Below are 18,302 nucleotides of genomic sequence, written 5' to 3'. Positions count from 1 at the left end.
ATAAAAAATCCCTAGCGAGTGCTAGAGATTTTGATTGAAGACTAAGTCTTTTTAAGACTTTCCTCAGCCATAAAGGTCATAAGACTCCTTCAAAGCCTTTACCTGTTTGTTCAAGAAAAATCATCCTGATCAGAATGATTTTCTCTTATTGGAACTTCTCTTTAAGAAAGGTGAACACCTTTTTCAACCAAGGCTTCTAATTCCACTAAGCGGTCTTCAAAGACCTTGAAGGCAGCATCCAAGTAGTCGGTATTGGTCATATCAACACCAGCTTTCTTGATGACTTCCAAAGGATAATCTGAGCTACCTGCCTTAAGGTAAGTGAGGTAAGCTTCCTTATCTTCTTCAGTACCGTGAACAATTTTTTCTGCCAAGTAGCTTGCTGCCGCAAATCCTGTAGCATATTGGTAGACATAGTAATTCATGTAGAAATGCGGAATACGTTCCCACTCAAACTGAATCTCGTAGTTGTCTTCAGCTTTAAGGTTATAGTATTTCTCATTGAGGTCTGCATAAAGCTTGTTCATAAAGTCTGCTGTCAAAATTTGACCTGATGCATCCGCTTCGTGAATAGCATGTTCAAACTCAGCAAATTGAGTTTGACGGAAAACAGTTCCCTTAAAGCCATCCAAGAAGTGGTTGAGGATGGCAAATCGTGTCTTGTCATCTTTAACTTCTTTAAGAAGTGTTTCTGTTAAGATATTTTCATTAGTTGTTGACGCAATTTCCGCCAAGAAAATTGGGTAATCCCCGTAAACATATGGTTGGGTTTTACGTGTGAAGGTTGAGTGCAAGCTATGACCAGTCTCGTGAACCAAGGTAAAGAGATTGTCCAAAGTATCTTGCCAGTTCAAAAGCATGAAGGCATTGGTATCATAGGCACCACCTGAGTAGGCACCAGAGCGTTTCCCTTTGTTAGGGTGAACATCAATCCAACGTTCCGTAAAGGCTGCATGAACCCCTTCACTATACTCTTCGCCAAAGATAGCCAAGACTTCTTCTGCTTTCTTGAGGGATTCTTCATAAGTAAGTGCAGTTTCAGTCTCAGAGAGTGGCGTATAGACATCATACATCTTAAGCTCATCAAGTCCCAAGACCTTCTTACGCAAATCTAGGTAGCGGTGTAAAAGTGGCAAATGTTTGTGCACTGACTCCAAGAGTGAGTCATAAACACTTTCTGGAATAAAGTTAGCCGCAAGCGCTGCATGACGTGCTGAGTTATAGTGACGTACTTTAGCTTGGTAATTGTGAACCTTGACCACGCCTTGGAGGGTTTGTGCATAGGTATGTTGGAACTGTTCGTAGGTTCCATACATCGCTTCATAAGCCCCCTTACGAATGTCACGGTCTTTAGACTCCATGAGCGTGATAAAGTTACCATGTGTCAACTCAATCACATCTCCTTGACCATCTGATACCCATGGGAAGAGGATATCAGCGTTATCCAAGACATTAAAGGTCTCTGTTGGGCCATTGAAAATATCGCCGGCTGCTGCCAAAAGACCTTCTGCTTCTTGTGAAAGCACATGGTCTTTGTTGGCCAAAAGACGTTCGAAATAGTGGTCATAAAGTCCAAGACCAGGTTCTTGTTCTTTGAAGGCTGCTAATTTTTCACCATCCAAAGCCATAAATTCAGGCTCAAAGTAAGCAAAGGCTTCACTCAACTGTGAGTATAGGTTTGAAGCTTTAGCTTGGTATTCTTGATAAAGACCAACCGTTGTGTCTTGGTCATTTTTCATTGACGCATAAACGTAGATTTTTTCCAAACGACGCATCAAACTCATATAAAGTTCTGTAGCCTCAAGCAAATTCTTAGCTGAGTCCAAGAGGTGACCAGCAAAGGCACTAGCTTTCTTAAGATCCTGAACAGTGCTTTCATATTCAGCTTCCCAAGCAGCGTCCGTCGCAAAAATGGTGGTCAAATCCCATGTATATTTTTCTTCTAAATGACTTCGATTGTCTGACATAATATTCTCCTTAATTGTGTCTATACTCTACTATTTTAGCATAAAAGGTGGGAGGGTAGAGGGTTTGCCTGTAAGAAAAATCCCTTTTTCGATAATATTGCTTAAAAACCTTTTCAAAACCATCAAGCTCTAGTCTAATTTGCACGAATCCTTGCTTGGATTCTGGAAATCGCACTTGTGGAAAGAAATCTTGGTCGGACATGTTCAACAAATTCATCCCCTTAAGGTAAGCTGTCTCCTGTCTTTTCATCCACCTTGGATTTTTGCCCATCAACTCTCTTTGAACCAAACGTGAGACCTTCCTTCGTTGAGGTACTTGATAAGTCTCCACCTTCCTTGCCTGATAGGGAAAACGTAATATGGTCATGAGATTTTCGGTGAAGGACCAAGACTTGGTTAAATAATGAACCTTCCCAAAAATATCCTCATAGATGAGATACTTGAGTCTAATTTCCTCTCGCTTCCAATCGAGCTCCCAGAGGTGGAAACCTATCTTAGCTGTAAAATAAAGAAAATCACGCTGTAGATCTGTTAAACGCTGTCCTAGCCACAGTTCTTCCCCCAAAAGCCAACGCACCTCGTAACCTATTTGATGGTAAGCTAAGGTTCGCTCTCTGAGACGTTTCTGTGACAAACGAGAACATTGGACTTCCAGAGCCAGGGAATCTCCAACGAATAAATCTGCAATCTGGCCCAACTCAGGTATCACCTTTTCAATACACACTTTTTCGCCATGATTGTCCAAGGACTGATACAAAGCGGCTTTTAGGGATAAATGTTGGGCCGATTCGTTTTCTGAGAAAAACTGACAACCCTGCAAAGATTTGTGGGCAAAATGCGGGCACATCACCTGCCCCTGTCTCAACATTACAATCCCTTGACAGCCAGGGCACCTATAAATTTTCTCACGGTTCAACCCATTTTCAAGAGCCGAAACCAAGAGGCCTTCCTGATTTTTAGCAATTAACATGACTCTCTCCTTTATGCACTCTATTACTTATTCGCAAAAGAGGTCATAAAATGAAAAAAAGCATCTAGATTTCTCTAGATGCGTCCCCCATTCGAATTGAAACTTGCTCCCTGCTGCATGGAAACATAGGTTTATAGGTGTATTGCTTACCTTAGGTTACAAGTGCCGCTCAATCCATTTGAACTCTTTTCAATCTTTCAATTTCTAGAGGTAAATCCCCCAATCTACCCTGAAATTAGAAGCTGAAAACAGTCTCTATCCCACACGACTATTGAAAATAGCCAATGTAGCACAGACAGATGCTCTCACAAACATCTGGTCAAATTCCGCCACTGGAACATCATCCTAATATGCTTATCACCCTTTTGTTCCTAACTCTCATCAAGGACTTAATCCCTTTAGTCAATAATAAGATAAAACAATTTTTAGACTTGGATACTTACCATCCAAAATCCCTATTTACTAACATTGAACCACCATTTCCCTAGGTGCAGTTCAATACCAACAAACGCAAAACCGTGTTGGTCCAAAATGGTCTCTAGCTTCAAAGTATCCCGAGATTGATAGTCAGTCAATCTAATAAAGCTTTCCCTCAAGCTCTGTATAGCAGGCAGTCATCCTGCTTTCAAGATACTAATCTCTAGATGAGTACTGGCTAAAATAACCACTCTCAAAACATACTACCTATCTTAGGCTTAGTCCACCTTCTGATAAGTATATGCAGTTGCTGCTTTATTTTCTCTCCCTCTTCGTTTCCGAAGAGTAGCCTCTACCGATTCTGCTGTTTTTGAATCTGTCGTTTGTCTCTACACGGATTAAAAATACCGCTAGCCCCCGCTACGATGATGCTGATGTTTTAAATAGATTAATCTAATTTGTTTGCTGTTCAAATCTTCTCTTTTTAAATCATCACAATGAAACATTGGAATTTGATAACTCAGAATTTTGAATTCTAAGATAGTCCTTTTTGACTAGGGAGTCACCCTGTCAAAAAACAAACTCTTCCTAACAGTATCTATTATACTGTATTATAATTTTTTGTCAATTAATTTATTTCATATTTTTTGAAAATATTTTTTAAACAGCTAATTCAAAGAGAAGAAGATACCCAAAATCACTATAACAAAAGCATTTACAGGGGTTGTTGAAAAATTAGAAAACTTTTGTTTCTTGCACCTTTTTTTATCTGTTTGGATGATATTTAGTAATTATCAGAAAATTTCATATTTTTTTATAGCCAATCTCTCTAATCATTTCTTGCATAAAAAAACTAGGAAAATCATCTTCCTAGTTTTCTATAATTTCTCTTAGTGTTTACGTTTATAAGTTGAGATACCAAACAAGGCCAAAGCTGATGTCACCATAGCTGCACCTGCTGCTGCAGAAGCTGCTGTTGATCTTTCACCAGTAGATGGAAGAACTGGAGCCTCTTCTTTTACAGGAACTGATGTTGGTGTTACAGGTTTAACAGATTTTGGTTCTGTTGGAGTTGTTGGTACTTGTGGTTTTGGTTTCTCTGTTGTTTTTTCAACAGATACAAAGTTCTTGTGGTAAGTAACTGATACTGAAACTGTATTTGGAAGAACTGGTTTATTTGGTTCTTCTGGCAATTCAGGAACAACCACAGTTGAGTTTGTTGCGAACCAGTAAGCTGTTGGAACGTTGAGGTTATTTCCGCTTACGATAAAGTCCATTGGTTGACCTTTGAAGATTGTTGCAGCTGCACCATAGTAAGCATTCTTCGTACGAGGTGTTCCATCTGGATTGATAGCATCCCAACCTTCATCAGTCACTTCACCAGTTGTTGGATCTACTGTTGGGTCACTGTTAAAGCGAGCACCATTAGCCACAAATTCGTTATCATTGCTTGCATACGCATAACCATCTTCATGCAAAGTGATAGATGAACCAGGGATTTGGACGTATTCGTTTCCATTCAAACCAACTTTTTCGATGTGGTTTCCAAGTTCAGTGTTCCAGTGGTTAAGTGATGAGATACTCAAAACTGATCCATTCTTAGACAAGTCAAGTGGTGTCACTGATGACTCAGAATCAAAGAAGTTCAAGTTCATCTTAACATGAAGTTTTTTGTTAGTGTCGTCAGTTTGTGAACCAATGAAAAGGGTCTTAGTTGGATCGTGGTACAACTTAACAATAGCTGAACCATCTGTACTTGGTGCTTCTACCAAAGTGTATGTTGCAACGATTTTCTTAACTGGAGTACCATTGTATGACGTTCCGTTAAGATTGTTGTATGTGACAGTCAATGTTTGACCTGTAGCCATCTTCAACCATACATCTTCAGTATATTCACCGTCAGCATTGATAGTATATTGTGAAGCATTAGCAGCACTGAAATCGCTTGGAAGGTAGCGAGATGTGTTGAACTGTTGAAGAATTTCATCTACTGAATGACCTGATTGGATGTTTTTATCCAAGTAGTCAACAGAACCAGCTGAATTTTCAACAGTCATTGCGGCATTAGCCTCTGTTTGATAAATCAAACCAGTCGCATTTTCTGCCAATCCTTTTGTCAAAAGACGAGCATTTGAACCACCAGTATATTCTTTGTATGATTTTTCCCAAGCAGCATAAGCAAGAACGTCTTGGTAGTATTTATCCAATTGTGTCTTGTAATCTGCAAGTTTCTGTTTATAGTCAGAAACAGCCGTTGTCAAAGCTTTTGTTTGCACTTTGTTGTCATTGTTAGCTGCTTCAACACTAGCATGTTTAACACCAGCTTCTTCAGTTGCTGTGAATCCTCCCGTAGCGACAACATTTGCTTGAGCAGATGTAAGCGCCGCATCAGCTTCTTCACGTGTTAATTTATTTTCAGAAACGACTGTGGTTGAAGCTGTTTGTGCATCTTTAGCTGCTTGTTCTTGAACAGCCTTAACATCAGCGGAATCTTTTGATGCAGCTGCAGTAGTTTTTGCAGCTTCAACTGCATTATCAAAGTCAGGGTTTGAGACTTCAGCAATAGCTTTAGTTGTTGTTTTTACAGTAGTATCTGTTTCAGTTGTTGTTGTTTCTTCTGTTCCAGGTACAGTTGTAACAACTGCTGCATCTCCTGTTGTCTTAACAAGATTAGCACTTGATTCTGCAGTCGCATTTGAGACTGTGGCATCAGTATCTGTAGCTACTGTGGCATCTTTAGCTTCATCTGCGGCTGCTACGCTAGTAGCAGCAAGTCCTGCAAGCAATACACTTGAATATAATGTTGTTTTAAATGGGTTGACTTTCATTTATACTTTCTCCTTTTCGGTTAATGCTTTATTAACCAATTTTACTTAACCGTTTAATATACTACCGTGATTTTTAAATTTTAGCAATAGATTTATGAAAAAAAACTTATGTATTTGCTACACACTTTTAAAATATGACACATTTTTGTTATATTTTAATCATTTCTTTACAATTATCCTAGATATGTATAAGAAGAAAGTGCCATTTCTCCATTTATTTTTTACAGTTGTCAACCCCTCCTCAGAGATAACGATTAGAGTCAAAACGCATCCCTAGAGACTCAACCTCATCTAAAGCTCTTATCCTTCTTGATAAAAGAACAGAAAAACTACCTTTAAGGCCTTGACTTTAATAGCTTTTCGTCGTATGCTTGAAAAAAATGTTAAGAAAGTTGGGGAATTTTTTCAATGACAAAGAAAGAAGTTAGGACACTGCTCCTTTTGGGGATCAGTATTATTTTTGCGAACCTCGCACTTCGTTTGATACTCAGGCCCTTGCCTGAGAATTTAGCCTATCTTATCAAAACGCTTGTTCTTGGGTGTGGATGTTACTTCCTAGTACATAGGCGACTAGGTTTAAAAATCAAATCCACTCAAAAGATAGGTCTGGCTGAAACCTTACGTGTTTGTTGGTTGATTATTTTAGCTGACTTTATCTATATATCTGGGGGAGCTTTGGGTATTAGTAAGGCACCTCATATGATTGGTACTGCCTTGATTGTCGCCTTAGGAGCCGGGTTTTTTGAAGAATATGTTTTTCGTGGACTCTTCCTTAAACTCGCCTTTCAAGATGGTATTAGGTCTTCAAAACAAATTTTTGGGGCCGTTCTCTTATCAGCCTTATTTTTTGGATTGGCTCATCTAGGAAATCTCACCCACCAACCTTTGGATGCTACCCTGTTTCAAGTTTACTATGCCTCGGCTATCGGCATATTCTTTGCTGCTATTTACCTACGCACAGGTAGCCTCTGGTGGACTATCATTCTGCACTTTTTGGTTGACTTTACCAGTGTCCTGATGTCACAATCAACGCAGGCTGCTCCAGCTACAAGTATCTGGCATTTCATTCTCTGGTTACCACTCATTGCCATCGGACTCTTCCTCATTCGACCTAAAAAATTGGATGCCATTAGACGTCTTAGTAACTGACACTTTATACAGCATTTCAAAAGTTAGACAAAAAACTAACTTTTGGAGTGCTTTTCTTTTGTCGAAATCCCTTCTTCCAACCCTCTCAATCCCCACTCTTCCTATAAGACCTGGCTTCATAAAAATTTCATATCAGGTCTTCATCGATTCCTATCAGGATTTTGCTGATATTAGACTTCTCATTTTGTTATAATATAGGTCACAATCATGTTTTTAAAAAGGGGATGCTTATGAATTTTCAACAGTGCCGCTATGTTCAGACTATAGCTGAAACAGGGTCTTTTAGTAAGGCTGCTAAGAAACTCTTTTTGACGCAACCTAATCTCTCAGCATCCATCCGTGATTTAGAGGAAGAACTTGGAGTTCTACTCTTTGAGCGCTCCAATACAGGAGCTAAACTAACTGATGATGGCCATGATTTTCTCAAATACGCCAAACGTATCCTTGGAGAGCTAGATCTACTAGAAGGACGCTATCGCAAATCCTTCAAGAAATCGTTCACTATTGCCAGTCACCACTATGATTTTCTATCCCTTCCCATGGCTCATATTGCCAAACGCTTTCGTAGTGATTATCAAGAATTTCAACTGATTGAAACAACAACCAGAAAGATTCTCAAAAGTGTGGAGAGTTTCGAAAGTGACTTGGGGATTATTTACCTTGATGAAGACAATGCCCACATCCTAGAGCGTAGTTTCAAACACATGGATTTGGCATTTACTCCGCTTGGGGAGTTTGAGACTAAGATTTTTTTGGGGCGTCAACATCCCTTAGCCAAGAAAAAATCCCTAAATCTCAAGGATTTAGAGGGCTATCCACAGGTCCGTTTTCGTCAGGAAAGTTCTGGTATTCACTTTGATGAGGACCCTCTGGAGGTTCTACCTGACCAACAGGTTATCTACAGCAATGACCGAGGAAGTGTCATGAATTTGCTCTGTGCCTCTGATAGTTATGCTTCTGGCCTTGGTATTGTCAACAGTTTTATCAAGGACCAGATTGTCCTAATCCCACTTAAGGACAGTCCCAAGCACACTTTGGGAATTGTGACCAATAATAAACAGAAAAAATCTGCAATTATCCAAGCATTTATCGAAGAAATTCAAGATAGCTTACTACCCCACCACTAAGGAGATGAAAATGGAATTTCAAACACTTAACAATGGCATCAAAATCCCCGTACTCGGTTTTGGCGTCTGGCAAATTTTCGACCAAAAGGAATGTCAAAAAGCCGTAGAATATGCTCTTTCTGTCGGCTATCGTCTGATTGATACAGCCAGTCTTTACCGTAATGAGAAGGCTGTGGGACGTGCCATTAAGACTTCTGGCATCCCTCGTGAAGATATTTTCCTAACCAGCAAGGCCTGGATTAGCCAGCTCGGCTACGAAGATACCAAACTAGCCTTAAAAGAGACCCTCCGCAAACTAGATACTGACTATCTTGATTTATATTTGATTCATCAACCTTTTGGCGACTTACATGGTGCCTGGCGTGCTATGATTGAGCTTCAGCATGAAGGACTTATTAGAGCCATCGGGGTTTCTAACTTCTCAACAGGACGTTTGGCAGATTTTGCCTTGCAAACTCCTGTTGTTCCAGCAGTCAATCAAATCGAGTTGCATCCCTATAAACAACACAAACTTATCCAGAAAGCTGATAAGGAATTTGGTACCCTAACACAAGCCTGGGCTCCTTTTCACAGAGGAGAGGATGGTATTTTTCAAGACCAAACTCTGACTGCTATCGCTGAAAAACATGGTAAGACAGTTGCTCAGGTCATTCTCAGATGGCAAACCCAACAAGGCATTCTGACCATTCCTAAAAGTACCCATATCGAACGGATGAAGGAAAACTTTGATAGTTTTGACTTTCACCTAGACCAAGCAGACCTTGATGCTATCAGTAAACTAGACCGATACCCTGATGCCTATGGTCCTGATGAAAGTGTAGAACGCATTAAGCATTTATTGAAATATAGTGTATAAGAAAACGAGTTCGACTGAACTCGTTTTAATGTTAAAAATGTCTTATTTAGATTGCCCTTAGGTAAGTAGGAGCGCCCTTTAAAATTCAAAATAGGGAATGGAACAGAAGCCTTATTATTCAAAAGCGCTTCATCGTCCTATTTCCTCTTGAGGAAATCGCAAAAAACTAAATTGTTTTACCCAATCACACTTCCGTTTGGAACAGATGGATCTACTGTCAAGACAGTAAGTTTGCCGTCATGTTCAGCAGAAAGAATCATACCTTGGCTGACATATTTCTTCATCATCTTACGTGGTTTAAGATTAGCCACGACTTGAAGTTTTTTGCCGACCAATTCTTGTTCATTTGGATAGAATTTAGCGATACCTGAGAGGATTTGGCGGTCTTCACCATCGCCAGCGTCAAGACGGAAGCGAAGCAATTTGTCTGAACCTTCGACTTTTTCTACTTCTTTAACTTCAGCGACACGAATTTCAACCTTGTCAAAGTCGTCAAATTTAATTTGGTCTTTTTCAGACTTAAGTTCGACCTCTTCTGGGATCCATTCTTTTTCTTGTGGTTTGCCTGCGTTCATTTGAGATTGGATGTAGGCAATTTCTTCGTCCATGTCAAGACGTGGGAATATTGGTGTTCCTTTTGAAACGACTGTGACATTTTCTGGGAAGCCTGAAAGTTCTAGATTTTCAAGGTCAAACGTTCCTGACAATCCGAGCTGTTCCATAATAGCATTTGAAGTGGTCATCATGAATGGTTGGATGAGATGAGCCACCACACGAAGACTAGCAGCCAAGTGAGCCATAACAGCTGCCAATTGTTCCTTGTTACTATCCTCTTTGGCAAGTACCCAAGGAGCTGTTTCATCAATATACTTATTGGTACGTGAAATGATATTCCAAACGGCATCTAGGGCACGTGGGAAATCTACAGCATTCATTTGTTTATGGAATTCTTCAATATTTTCAGCCACAACCTTAGACAAATCAGCATCAAAGTCTGTAACGTTCTCAACATAGGTAGGCACTTGACCACCGAAATACTTGTTAATCATGGCAACTGTACGGTTGAGGAGGTTCCCCAGGTCATTAGCCAACTCATAGTTGATACGAGCCACATAGTCTTCTGGTGTGAAGGTACCATCTGAACCGACAGGAAGACTACGCATGAGGTAGTAACGGAGTGGATCAAGACCAAAACGTTCTACCAACATTTCTGGATAGATCACGTTTCCTTTTGACTTAGACATCTTACCGTCTTTCATGACGAACCAACCGTGGGCAACAAGACGTGTAGGCAATGGCAAATCAAGAGCCATAAGGATGATTGGCCAGTAGATTGAGTGGAAACGAAGGATATCCTTACCAATCATGTGGATAATTTCGTGGTTTTCATTATTTTGCCAGAACAAATCAAAGTTACCATGCTCATCCTGACCATAACCAAGGGCAGTGATATAGTTGATAAGGGCATCAATCCACACATAAACCACGTGTTTTGGATCTGAAGGTACTTTTACTCCCCAAGTGAAGGTTGTACGTGATACCGCCAAGTCTTCCAAGCCTGGCTCGATGAAGTTTTTAAGCATTTCATTCATACGACCATCAGGTTGGATAAATTCTGGGTGTTCTTTAAAGAAGGCAGCCAAACGGTCTGCATAGTTGCTGAGTTTAAAGAAATAGGATTCTTCAGAAACCAACTCTACTTCATGCCCTGATGGAGCTACCCCACCAATGACCTTACCTTGCTCATCACGGTAAACTTCTGCCAACTGACTTTCAGTGAAGAATTCTTCGTCTGAGACTGAATACCAACCAGAGTATTCACCAAGATAGATATCTCCTTGTTCCAAGAGACGCTCGAAAACTTGAGCAACAACTTTTTCATGGTAATCATCAGTCGTACGGATGAATTTATCGTATGAGATATTCAAAAGTTGCCAGAGGTCCTTAACACCAACAGCCATACCATCCACATAGGCTTGTGGTGTGATGCCTGCTTCTTCAGCCTTTTGTTGAATCTTTTGGCCGTGTTCATCAAGCCCAGTAAGGTAGAAGACATCGTAGTTCATCATGCGTTTGTAACGTGCCAAGACGTCACAAGCAATGGTTGTATAGGCAGAACCAATATGCAATTTACCAGATGGGTAGTAGATAGGTGTTGTGATGTAGAATGTTTTTGTCATTTTAATTTCCTTTCATGTGTTAACAAATGGGCTAACACTGATGATATAACATCTTATTATAGCACGTTTTGGACACTAAAAAAACCAGACTAGCTGGTTTTAAAGCATATTCATTCAGAAAAATCTGACAGTTACTTGTTACCTCTCTTATAACGCTTAACTGCCTTTTGGTAGTTGGCATCTAATTGCTTAGCATCCTTGCCTGAAAGACGCTTATAGCTCCGCTTTTCGATGGCCTTTCCTTTTTTGTCAAATATGATTACTGTCAACTGATTCCCTTTAGCATCATAACTGATTTTTCCCTCACTTCGACGCTTATAAAGATCAATCAGCTTTTTCTCCATTTTATCGATATCCTTTTGGCTGACAAGTGCACTGGCCTTATAATATTTTTGAACAATACTATGAACTTCCTTTTGGTAGTCTTTAGGAGTCACTAAGGGCTTAAAAGTCCTAGACCAAGCACTAACCTTATAGTTTTTTCCCGTCTCGAAGTCAATAGGAGACACATTGTCAAATGACCCATAACTACTCTCAAAGGTATAGTAAGTGTACTCTTTAGCTTCTTGGTCTTCAACACGCATAAAATCCTTTAGCTTTGTTCCTTCATAACCAGGTTTACCGTCCATCCAGGTCTTAGTCGTACTGTTATAATACTTAGCCGTTTGCAATTGGTAAAGACCATCAGCTATTTCCCCTGTATGGTTCCTCCAAAACACATAGCCTCCACCCATTAGACCTAAAATTATTAGGATTCCGGCAATGCCTTTGACTAAAAAACGATGCCATCTAAATTTTGAACCTACATTAACTGATTTTTTGTACATATTTTTCTTTTTCCTCTTCATTGTCCACTGTTTAATGATTAACTGAAAACAACTATCTTTTATTGTAGCAAAAATTATGGAAATATTTCTGTGATTATTTTTATAAAAGAAAAAAACCAGACGAGCTGGTTTTTGATCTTTTCACATTTAACTAGGAATGAAAGAGTTTTTTATCGGCTCTAACATCACGCTCATATTCGTAATCTAGTTTTTTCTCTTCTTCTTTTGTTAGGCGTTTAAAGACTTTTTCTTCTGAAAGTTTGCCTTTTTTATCATAGATAAGGACAATAATTTTATCGCCATTGACCTTATAGTGAACCGTCTCTTTAAGAGATTTTTTATAATCCTTAATGTAGACTTTTTTACTATCGTCGATATCAGATTTAGTGGTATATTCGTCCACTTTATAACGATTATCTACAGCTTTCTCAACGACTTTTGTATAGTCAGCCAAAGACATTGTTGGCGTGAGCGTTCTAGACCAGTTATCAAGACGGAAAGCTTTTTCGGTATCATAATCCGTAAAGTCAACCAAGTTAACCGCACCAGCCAAGGTGTAGTTATAAAATTTCAACTGATTGCCTTTAACTTTAACAAAATCACCGTCTTTTAACTTACTTTTCTCATAGGATTCCATACCATCAATCATCTTTTTCTTGTCCTTATCATAATATCGATAAGTCTCTATTTGATAAGTTCCCTCTGAGATCTTACCTCCCTGTAGGTGGATATAGGCATAGCCACCAAAAGAAAGGGCAAGTAGTACAACTGCTCCAATAACAGAAGCAATAATAATTTTAACCTTCTTAGACAAGCCTTTTTTAGGTGCCACAACTGGTGTCCCTTGTCCAGTCACTGGCCCACTCACCTGAACTTGTGGCTGGCTGTTCTCTGCCACAGGCTCTGAAGCTACAAATTCACCGTTAGCTTTAGCCTGTTGAATTTCTTCCTCGCTTGGTTTGCGATTATTGATTGTTTCAAAATAATCTAACCATTCTGTTTCGTTCATAAAAGTCCCCTTTTTTCATTGATACTCCTATTTTACCAGAAAAATGCCAAAAATCCATTTGACTATTTTCATAAAAAGAAAAGCAGTATCCGACTTTATGCCTGATACTACTTTACTAGACTTATGAATATTAAATTCTATCAACGCTCTTTTTAATGCTACTGCTAGAGCTTGATTTTGAATCGCTACCATAGTCATCACTATAGCCGTAACCATAGTCACTTCCATAGTCACTTCCATAATCACTACCGTAACCATAACCATAATAGTCCTTAAAGTCATCGTATTGATTGCTATAAGACTTCAGCTCTTTCTTATAATCCTTGACAGCATCTTTATAATCATCCCAACGTTTGTCTGCATCAGATTTACTTAAACGTTTAAGGGTAATACGTGACTTAAGCTTTCCTTTTTTATCATAGGTAGTCAGAGTGTATTCATCACCATGTTTGACATAAGTACGTTTTTCCTTCAAGGTATCTTTATATTCTCTTGTTGTTTTTTTAACGACTTTGTCAGCTGACTCTTTGGTATAGAAGGAATAGTCTTTTCTCATCTTTTTCATGAAGTCTTTTGTGGCATCTTCGACTTGATCCGCATTTAAAACTTGACTTTGTGTTTTATTCCACGGATCAAATACCTGAGGAACATCCATCTCATAGTCCATCAAACTAACATATGATTTATCGTCACCCTCTACTAAATTGTAGGTTCTAGATTGATTATTCTTTACAACTACAAAAGACTGAAGGTCCAAATCTTCGTCCTTGTATTCATCTATGGCATCAACCATTTTATCTTTGTCTTCATCATAACGAGAGAAAGAAACTATCTCGTATGTCCCATCCGCAATCTTACCTGATTGGTAGCGCCATAATGAATAGCCACCAACAGAAAGTAAAATCACTGCCACAACACCCAAGACTGATGCTAGAATAATCTTAGCTTTTTTTGACATTCCTTTTTTCACTGGCATGGCTTGTTGGAAGGTTGCTGTTGTTTGGGCAAACTGAGGCTGTTGCGTCATAGAAATAACAGGTTCAGCCGGTTTAATTTTTCTTGGCTCATTAGCCTGTCCAGTTGCTCCAAAGCCATTAGGTCGCTCAAGAATAAACTCCCCTGCTGCTTGAGCTTGAGCTAATTCTGCTGGACTTGGTTTGCGACCGTTGACTAATTCAAAGTACTCAATCCACTCTTGCTGGTTCATAATAATCTCCTTTTTATTGGTCTACAAGTCTATTGTACCAAAATTAATGATGAAATAGTATTTGACAATTATCATAAAGCCTGTAAGTTTTTTAATAAACCGTTGGGCTACAATGCTCGATAGTAAAGAGCTGCTTGGTCGGTTTAGGTATCAGCGCCAGATGGCATAATCTCCATAATGATCCCAGCCCTTATGATGCTCCAAGGCATACTCATAATCCCTATCATAACCACTTTTGAGTTCTTCGGCTTCCTCTGAGATTAATCGTTTAAAAGTTCTACGCGACTCAATATGTCCATCATCAGCATAAACAGTCAGAACGAGACCATTAGGACGCTTTTCATAAGTTCTTTTTTGCTTCAACATTTTTTTATAATCGTCTACACACCTCTGGACAGATACTTCCTTTACTCTTGAATACTCCTCTCCCTTTTTAGAAATCTTATCAATATGAGAAATCACTAGAGCTTTATATTCAGAGACTGTTAGATCCTGTTTCAAAGTCCCAGTACGTGGGTCAAAAGTCTGTGGGATCTTTTCATCGTGCTCAAATGGTGAGACAAAAGGTTCCCCATCCCCCACAAAAACATAATAAAATTGAGATTTCATATTCTCAACAACTATAAAATCCTCATATAAGCTATCATTATTCTCTCCTCGCTCAGTCCAATTTATCAATTCATTGGAATATGCCGATTTAGCCTCATATTTTACCATCTGATAGGTGCCATCTGGAATATAGTTTTCTTGGTACTTCCAAAATTCTCTCTCTCCTATGGCGATTAAGACTGACGCAACAAGTCCAAGAAATAAGATGATACCAATCTTCCATTTTTTTGCCTTAGTCATACTTCTCCCCTCCTTATTGGCCTATTCTTCAATACTATTTTACCAAAAATAGGTGAAAAGCTAGTGACAGGACTGCAAAGGAAAAAGCCAGCATTATTCGCTGACCTTCCTATATCTTAAAGAAACAATTGACTTTTCTTTTAATTAACTTTTTCTGATCTATTAATCATCAGAATCTTCTTGACGTTCTTTTTTATCTTCTTCAACTGCTCTGTCATAATCAGCTAGTCTTTCTCTAGAATCCTCTTTTGATAAACGTCTAAAAGTTCTCTTTAAAAATAATTTCCCGTCCTCATCATAATTCTTCTCTGTAAACATATCACCATTTTTCTCATATAACACTGTCGTTTTTGATTTTTTCTGGTAAGACTCCTTAACATCAAAATAAGTGTCGTTGATAAACTTTGGATAGTTTTTTCTTAATTTCGTAAACTCAGATTCATACTCCGAAAACGACATCTGAAATTTAGCCTGCTTTTCCCAAGGATACAACTTTAAGGTGTTTACAGTTGAGTCATAGTCAGTAGGATTAACATAACTACCCGAGTCTAATTTCCAAAAAGAATGATATTGGTAATTATCTCCTTTAACAACTACAAAGTCATATAATGGCACACCATCTTTAGCAGACTCTTTCTTAATTTCTATCCACTTTTTATTTTGATAATCATAATATTCACTATATACCTCTTCATAAACTCCTGAAGCAAGCTTTCCAGATTGGTAACGCCAAAGGCTATAGCCTCCAACTATCAATAAGATCGCAGTAAGAACCCCTAGAATAGAAAACACTATTGTTTTAGTTTTCTTGGTAAATTTCTTTTTTGGTTTAGGCACTTTATCCATACTCTCGACCGCCGGGGTATCAGGTTGTGTTATTTGTTGAGCACTTACTTTAACGGACTGAGCCATGCTCTGTTGATTTACTTGAGTCGGTTTTTCAATTGATACCGTTTGTTGGGGATTCAGACTATCACTCTCAAACTCCCCAGCCTCTTTTGCAGCCGCAAACTCTTGTGGAGTCGGTTTACGATCGTTTATCACCTCAAAATATTCAATCCAATCTTTCTGATTCATTATTAATCTCCTTTTAAATGAAATATCTATATTATTATTTTATCAGAAAAACCAATAAATCAATATTTAGTTTTATTATATTAAAGTATTGCCATATAAAAAAGGCTTGAAAATATCAACTCTCAAACCTCTTTCTTACTTTCTATTTTTTAACATCCTCATCACCAATGACTGGGTATTCAGTCAATCCTGATGCTACTTCTTCAGCCTGGTCTGATCCTTCTGATTTTTCCTCAAGATCAAACTTAGGTGCATTTTTTTCATAAGCATTAATGATATCGGCAACAACTGGGTGGCGTACGACATCACTAGCGGAGAAATGAACAAAATCAATAGCCTTGATTCCCTTTAATTTCTCCATAGCATCAATAAGACCTGACTTAACACGACGTGGAAGGTCAATCTGGCTCATGTCCCCATTGACAATCATCTTAGAATTAAAGCCAAGACGCGTTAAGAACATCTTCATCTGCATGATGGTCGTATTTTGCGCCTCGTCAAGGATAACAAAAGCATCTTCAAGGGTCCGACCACGCATATAGGCGAGTGGCGCAATTTCAATAATTTCACGTTCCATGAGACGGGTCGTCTGCTCTTTACCGAGGATTTGATAAAGGGCATCATAGACAGGGCGAAGGTAAGGGTCTACCTTTTCCTTAAGGTCTCCTGGTAAGAAGCCAAGACTTTCGCCTGCCTCAACAGCCGGACGGGTTAGCACAATACGTTTCACCTGACCACGCTTAAGTGCTGTGACAGCTAGGGTAACTGCTAGAAAGGTTTTTCCTGTACCTGCTGGACCAATCCCAAAGACCACATCATGATTTTTAATACTATCAACGTAGACCTTTTGTCCCAAGGTCTTCACTCGAATTGGTTTACCACTATTGTCCTTGATAATTTCTTCTTCATAAAGGGCAACAAATTTGTCAATCGAACCATCCTGAGCCATGGTTAGAGCTGCCACAACATCTGAAGTGTTAACCAGCATCCCTCGCTCCACTAAAACAAGGAGGGCTTGAATGGTCAAGCGAGCCAATTCAACACTTTCCTCGTCATCTCCAAGAATCTGCACACGCTCTGTTCTAGCATGAATGATAACATTTAGGTTTTCTTCGATAAGTTTTAGATGACGCTCATTGGTTCCAAAAAGCGACAAGACATCATCTGGGTGATTAAGGGTAATTTCAACAGAATACTCTTGCAAATAGAGTTCCTCTTTCTTAAGTATTTTTATCCATTATATCAAAAAAATCACGCCAAGCGTGACTTTTTATCATTCTGACTTATTCATTAAATGACACGTGAACGTGGTCATAGTGGTTTTCAGTAACGCTACCACGGTCTGGCATTTGGTTCCATGTGTTAGCTGGCCCGTAGATATTATCTACTGGTGCGTAGAATTGTTGTCTGTAGATGACATATGAGATACCTGCATTTGAGATATTGTCTACAGCATATTGAGCGACTTGATTACCAACTTCTGAACCAACTGGTACCATAACGTCAACGGCAAGTCCTTTACCATGGTCTTGAGGATCACCTTCACGGTAACCACCGATATCAGTAAGACCGAATTTTGATGCTACATCTTGACGGAAAGCTTCAGCTTGTGGTTGAAGGTGTGGATCCGTTGGAAGCGTGTTTGTTGAAGCAGGTTGTGCTGCTGGAGCCTCTGAAGCCGCTGGGGCTTCTGAAGCTGCTTCTGATGTTGCTGCTGGTTGCTCTGCTGGAGCTTCTGAAGCCGCTGGGGCCTCTGAAGCTGCCTCTGATGTTGCTGCTGGTTGCTCTGCTGGAGCTTCTGAAGCCGCTGGAGCCTCTGAAGCTGCTTCTGATGTTGCT

Annotated in this window: 13 protein-coding genes and 1 pseudogene; 3 read left to right on the top strand and 11 right to left on the bottom strand. The window is 39.3% G+C overall.

All coding sequences use genetic code 11. The annotated features are described in order from the left end of the window. Positions 1–161: 161 nt before the first annotated feature. From pepF to HMPREF0848_RS00380, 3 genes are all read right to left on the bottom strand, one after another. A complete protein-coding gene (gene pepF / locus HMPREF0848_RS00390; protein WP_008533912.1) occupies positions 162–1,967 on the bottom strand; it encodes an oligoendopeptidase F in 1,806 nt (601 codons plus the stop codon). Between the two features lie 10 nt (positions 1,968–1,977). Continuing rightward, positions 1,978–2,937 carry a competence protein CoiA gene (locus HMPREF0848_RS00385; protein ID WP_008533911.1) on the bottom strand — a complete coding sequence of 320 codons (960 nt, stop codon included), beginning with the start codon at positions 2,935–2,937 and terminating at the stop codon, positions 1,978–1,980. Positions 2,938–4,244: 1,307 nt separating this feature from the next. Continuing rightward, positions 4,245–6,182 carry a GbpC/Spa domain-containing protein gene (locus HMPREF0848_RS00380; RefSeq protein WP_008533910.1) on the bottom strand — a complete coding sequence of 646 codons (1,938 nt, stop codon included), beginning with the start codon at positions 6,180–6,182 and terminating at the stop codon, positions 4,245–4,247. 408 nt (positions 6,183–6,590) lie between these two features. On the opposite strand from HMPREF0848_RS00380, the gene HMPREF0848_RS00375 reads away from it, so the two are divergent. The 3 genes from HMPREF0848_RS00375 to HMPREF0848_RS00365 all read left to right on the top strand — a co-directional run bounded on the left by HMPREF0848_RS00375 (position 6,591) and on the right by HMPREF0848_RS00365 (position 9,314). After that, positions 6,591–7,331 carry a CPBP family intramembrane glutamic endopeptidase gene (locus HMPREF0848_RS00375; protein WP_008533909.1) on the top strand — a complete coding sequence of 247 codons (741 nt, stop codon included), beginning with the start codon at positions 6,591–6,593 and terminating at the stop codon, positions 7,329–7,331. A 230-nt stretch (positions 7,332–7,561) separates the two neighbouring features. After that, entirely contained in the window at positions 7,562–8,458 is an 897-nt protein-coding gene (locus HMPREF0848_RS00370) for a LysR family transcriptional regulator (RefSeq protein ID WP_021145934.1), read from the top strand. A gap of 10 nt (positions 8,459–8,468) precedes the next feature. After that, positions 8,469–9,314 carry an aldo/keto reductase gene (locus HMPREF0848_RS00365; protein WP_008533907.1) on the top strand — a complete coding sequence of 282 codons (846 nt, stop codon included), beginning with the start codon at positions 8,469–8,471 and terminating at the stop codon, positions 9,312–9,314. A 176-nt stretch (positions 9,315–9,490) separates the two neighbouring features. Here HMPREF0848_RS00365 and metG read toward each other — a convergent pair whose 3' ends face one another. The 8 genes and pseudogenes from metG to HMPREF0848_RS00325 form a co-directional block, all read right to left on the bottom strand. Continuing rightward, the gene (gene metG / locus HMPREF0848_RS00360; protein WP_008533906.1) at positions 9,491–11,494 is read right to left on the bottom strand and encodes a methionine--tRNA ligase; all 2,004 of its coding nucleotides are present in this window, start codon (positions 11,492–11,494) and stop codon (positions 9,491–9,493) included. 131 nt (positions 11,495–11,625) lie between these two features. Beyond that, on the bottom strand, positions 11,626–12,321 hold the full coding sequence (locus tag HMPREF0848_RS00355) for a hypothetical protein (protein WP_037608701.1): 696 nt from the start codon (positions 12,319–12,321) through the stop codon (positions 11,626–11,628). 151 nt (positions 12,322–12,472) lie between these two features. Then, positions 12,473–13,330: a hypothetical protein gene (locus tag HMPREF0848_RS10770; RefSeq protein ID WP_008533904.1), complete on the bottom strand. Its 858-nt coding sequence runs from the start codon at positions 13,328–13,330 to the stop codon at positions 12,473–12,475. Positions 13,331–13,460: 130 nt separating this feature from the next. After that, on the bottom strand, positions 13,461–14,537 hold the full coding sequence (locus tag HMPREF0848_RS00345) for a hypothetical protein (RefSeq protein WP_008533903.1): 1,077 nt from the start codon (positions 14,535–14,537) through the stop codon (positions 13,461–13,463). A 150-nt stretch (positions 14,538–14,687) separates the two neighbouring features. Beyond that, positions 14,688–15,386 (bottom strand): hypothetical protein, encoded by a 699-nt coding sequence (locus tag HMPREF0848_RS00340; RefSeq protein WP_037608699.1) that lies wholly within the window; start codon positions 15,384–15,386, stop codon positions 14,688–14,690. Between the two features lie 162 nt (positions 15,387–15,548). After that, positions 15,549–16,463 carry a hypothetical protein gene (locus HMPREF0848_RS00335; protein WP_008533901.1) on the bottom strand — a complete coding sequence of 305 codons (915 nt, stop codon included), beginning with the start codon at positions 16,461–16,463 and terminating at the stop codon, positions 15,549–15,551. Between the two features lie 142 nt (positions 16,464–16,605). Then, positions 16,606–17,667, bottom strand: a complete 1,062-nt coding sequence (locus tag HMPREF0848_RS00330; protein ID WP_008533900.1) for a PhoH family protein — start codon at positions 17,665–17,667, stop codon at positions 16,606–16,608. Between the two features lie 79 nt (positions 17,668–17,746). Beyond that, positions 17,747–18,302: pseudogene (locus HMPREF0848_RS00325) on the bottom strand (peptidoglycan-binding protein LysM); the annotation flags it as partial.

Origin of the sequence: Streptococcus sp. C150, assembly GCF_000187445.1 — a bacterium.
GTDB classification, from domain to species: Bacteria; Bacillota; Bacilli; order Lactobacillales; family Streptococcaceae; genus Streptococcus; species Streptococcus raffinosi.
This window is presented reverse-complemented; position numbering and strand designations above follow the sequence as displayed.

Coding starts and splice junctions, on each gene's coding strand:
- HMPREF0848_RS00355 (WP_037608701.1), bottom strand. CDS start 12,321: ATGTACAAAAAATCAGTTAATGTAGGTTCAAAATTTAGATGGCATCGT.
- HMPREF0848_RS00380 (WP_008533910.1), bottom strand. CDS start 6,182: ATGAAAGTCAACCCATTTAAAACAACATTATATTCAAGTGTATTGCTT.
- HMPREF0848_RS00385 (WP_008533911.1), bottom strand. CDS start 2,937: ATGTTAATTGCTAAAAATCAGGAAGGCCTCTTGGTTTCGGCTCTTGAA.
- HMPREF0848_RS00375 (WP_008533909.1), top strand. CDS start 6,591: ATGACAAAGAAAGAAGTTAGGACACTGCTCCTTTTGGGGATCAGTATT.
- HMPREF0848_RS00335 (WP_008533901.1), bottom strand. CDS start 16,463: ATGAATCAGAAAGATTGGATTGAATATTTTGAGGTGATAAACGATCGT.
- HMPREF0848_RS10770 (WP_008533904.1), bottom strand. CDS start 13,330: ATGAACGAAACAGAATGGTTAGATTATTTTGAAACAATCAATAATCGC.
- HMPREF0848_RS00345 (WP_008533903.1), bottom strand. CDS start 14,537: ATGAACCAGCAAGAGTGGATTGAGTACTTTGAATTAGTCAACGGTCGC.
- HMPREF0848_RS00370 (WP_021145934.1), top strand. CDS start 7,562: ATGAATTTTCAACAGTGCCGCTATGTTCAGACTATAGCTGAAACAGGG.
- HMPREF0848_RS00340 (WP_037608699.1), bottom strand. CDS start 15,386: ATGACTAAGGCAAAAAAATGGAAGATTGGTATCATCTTATTTCTTGGA.
- metG (WP_008533906.1), bottom strand. CDS start 11,494: ATGACAAAAACATTCTACATCACAACACCTATCTACTACCCATCTGGT.
- HMPREF0848_RS00365 (WP_008533907.1), top strand. CDS start 8,469: ATGGAATTTCAAACACTTAACAATGGCATCAAAATCCCCGTACTCGGT.
- pepF (WP_008533912.1), bottom strand. CDS start 1,967: ATGTCAGACAATCGAAGTCATTTAGAAGAAAAATATACATGGGATTTG.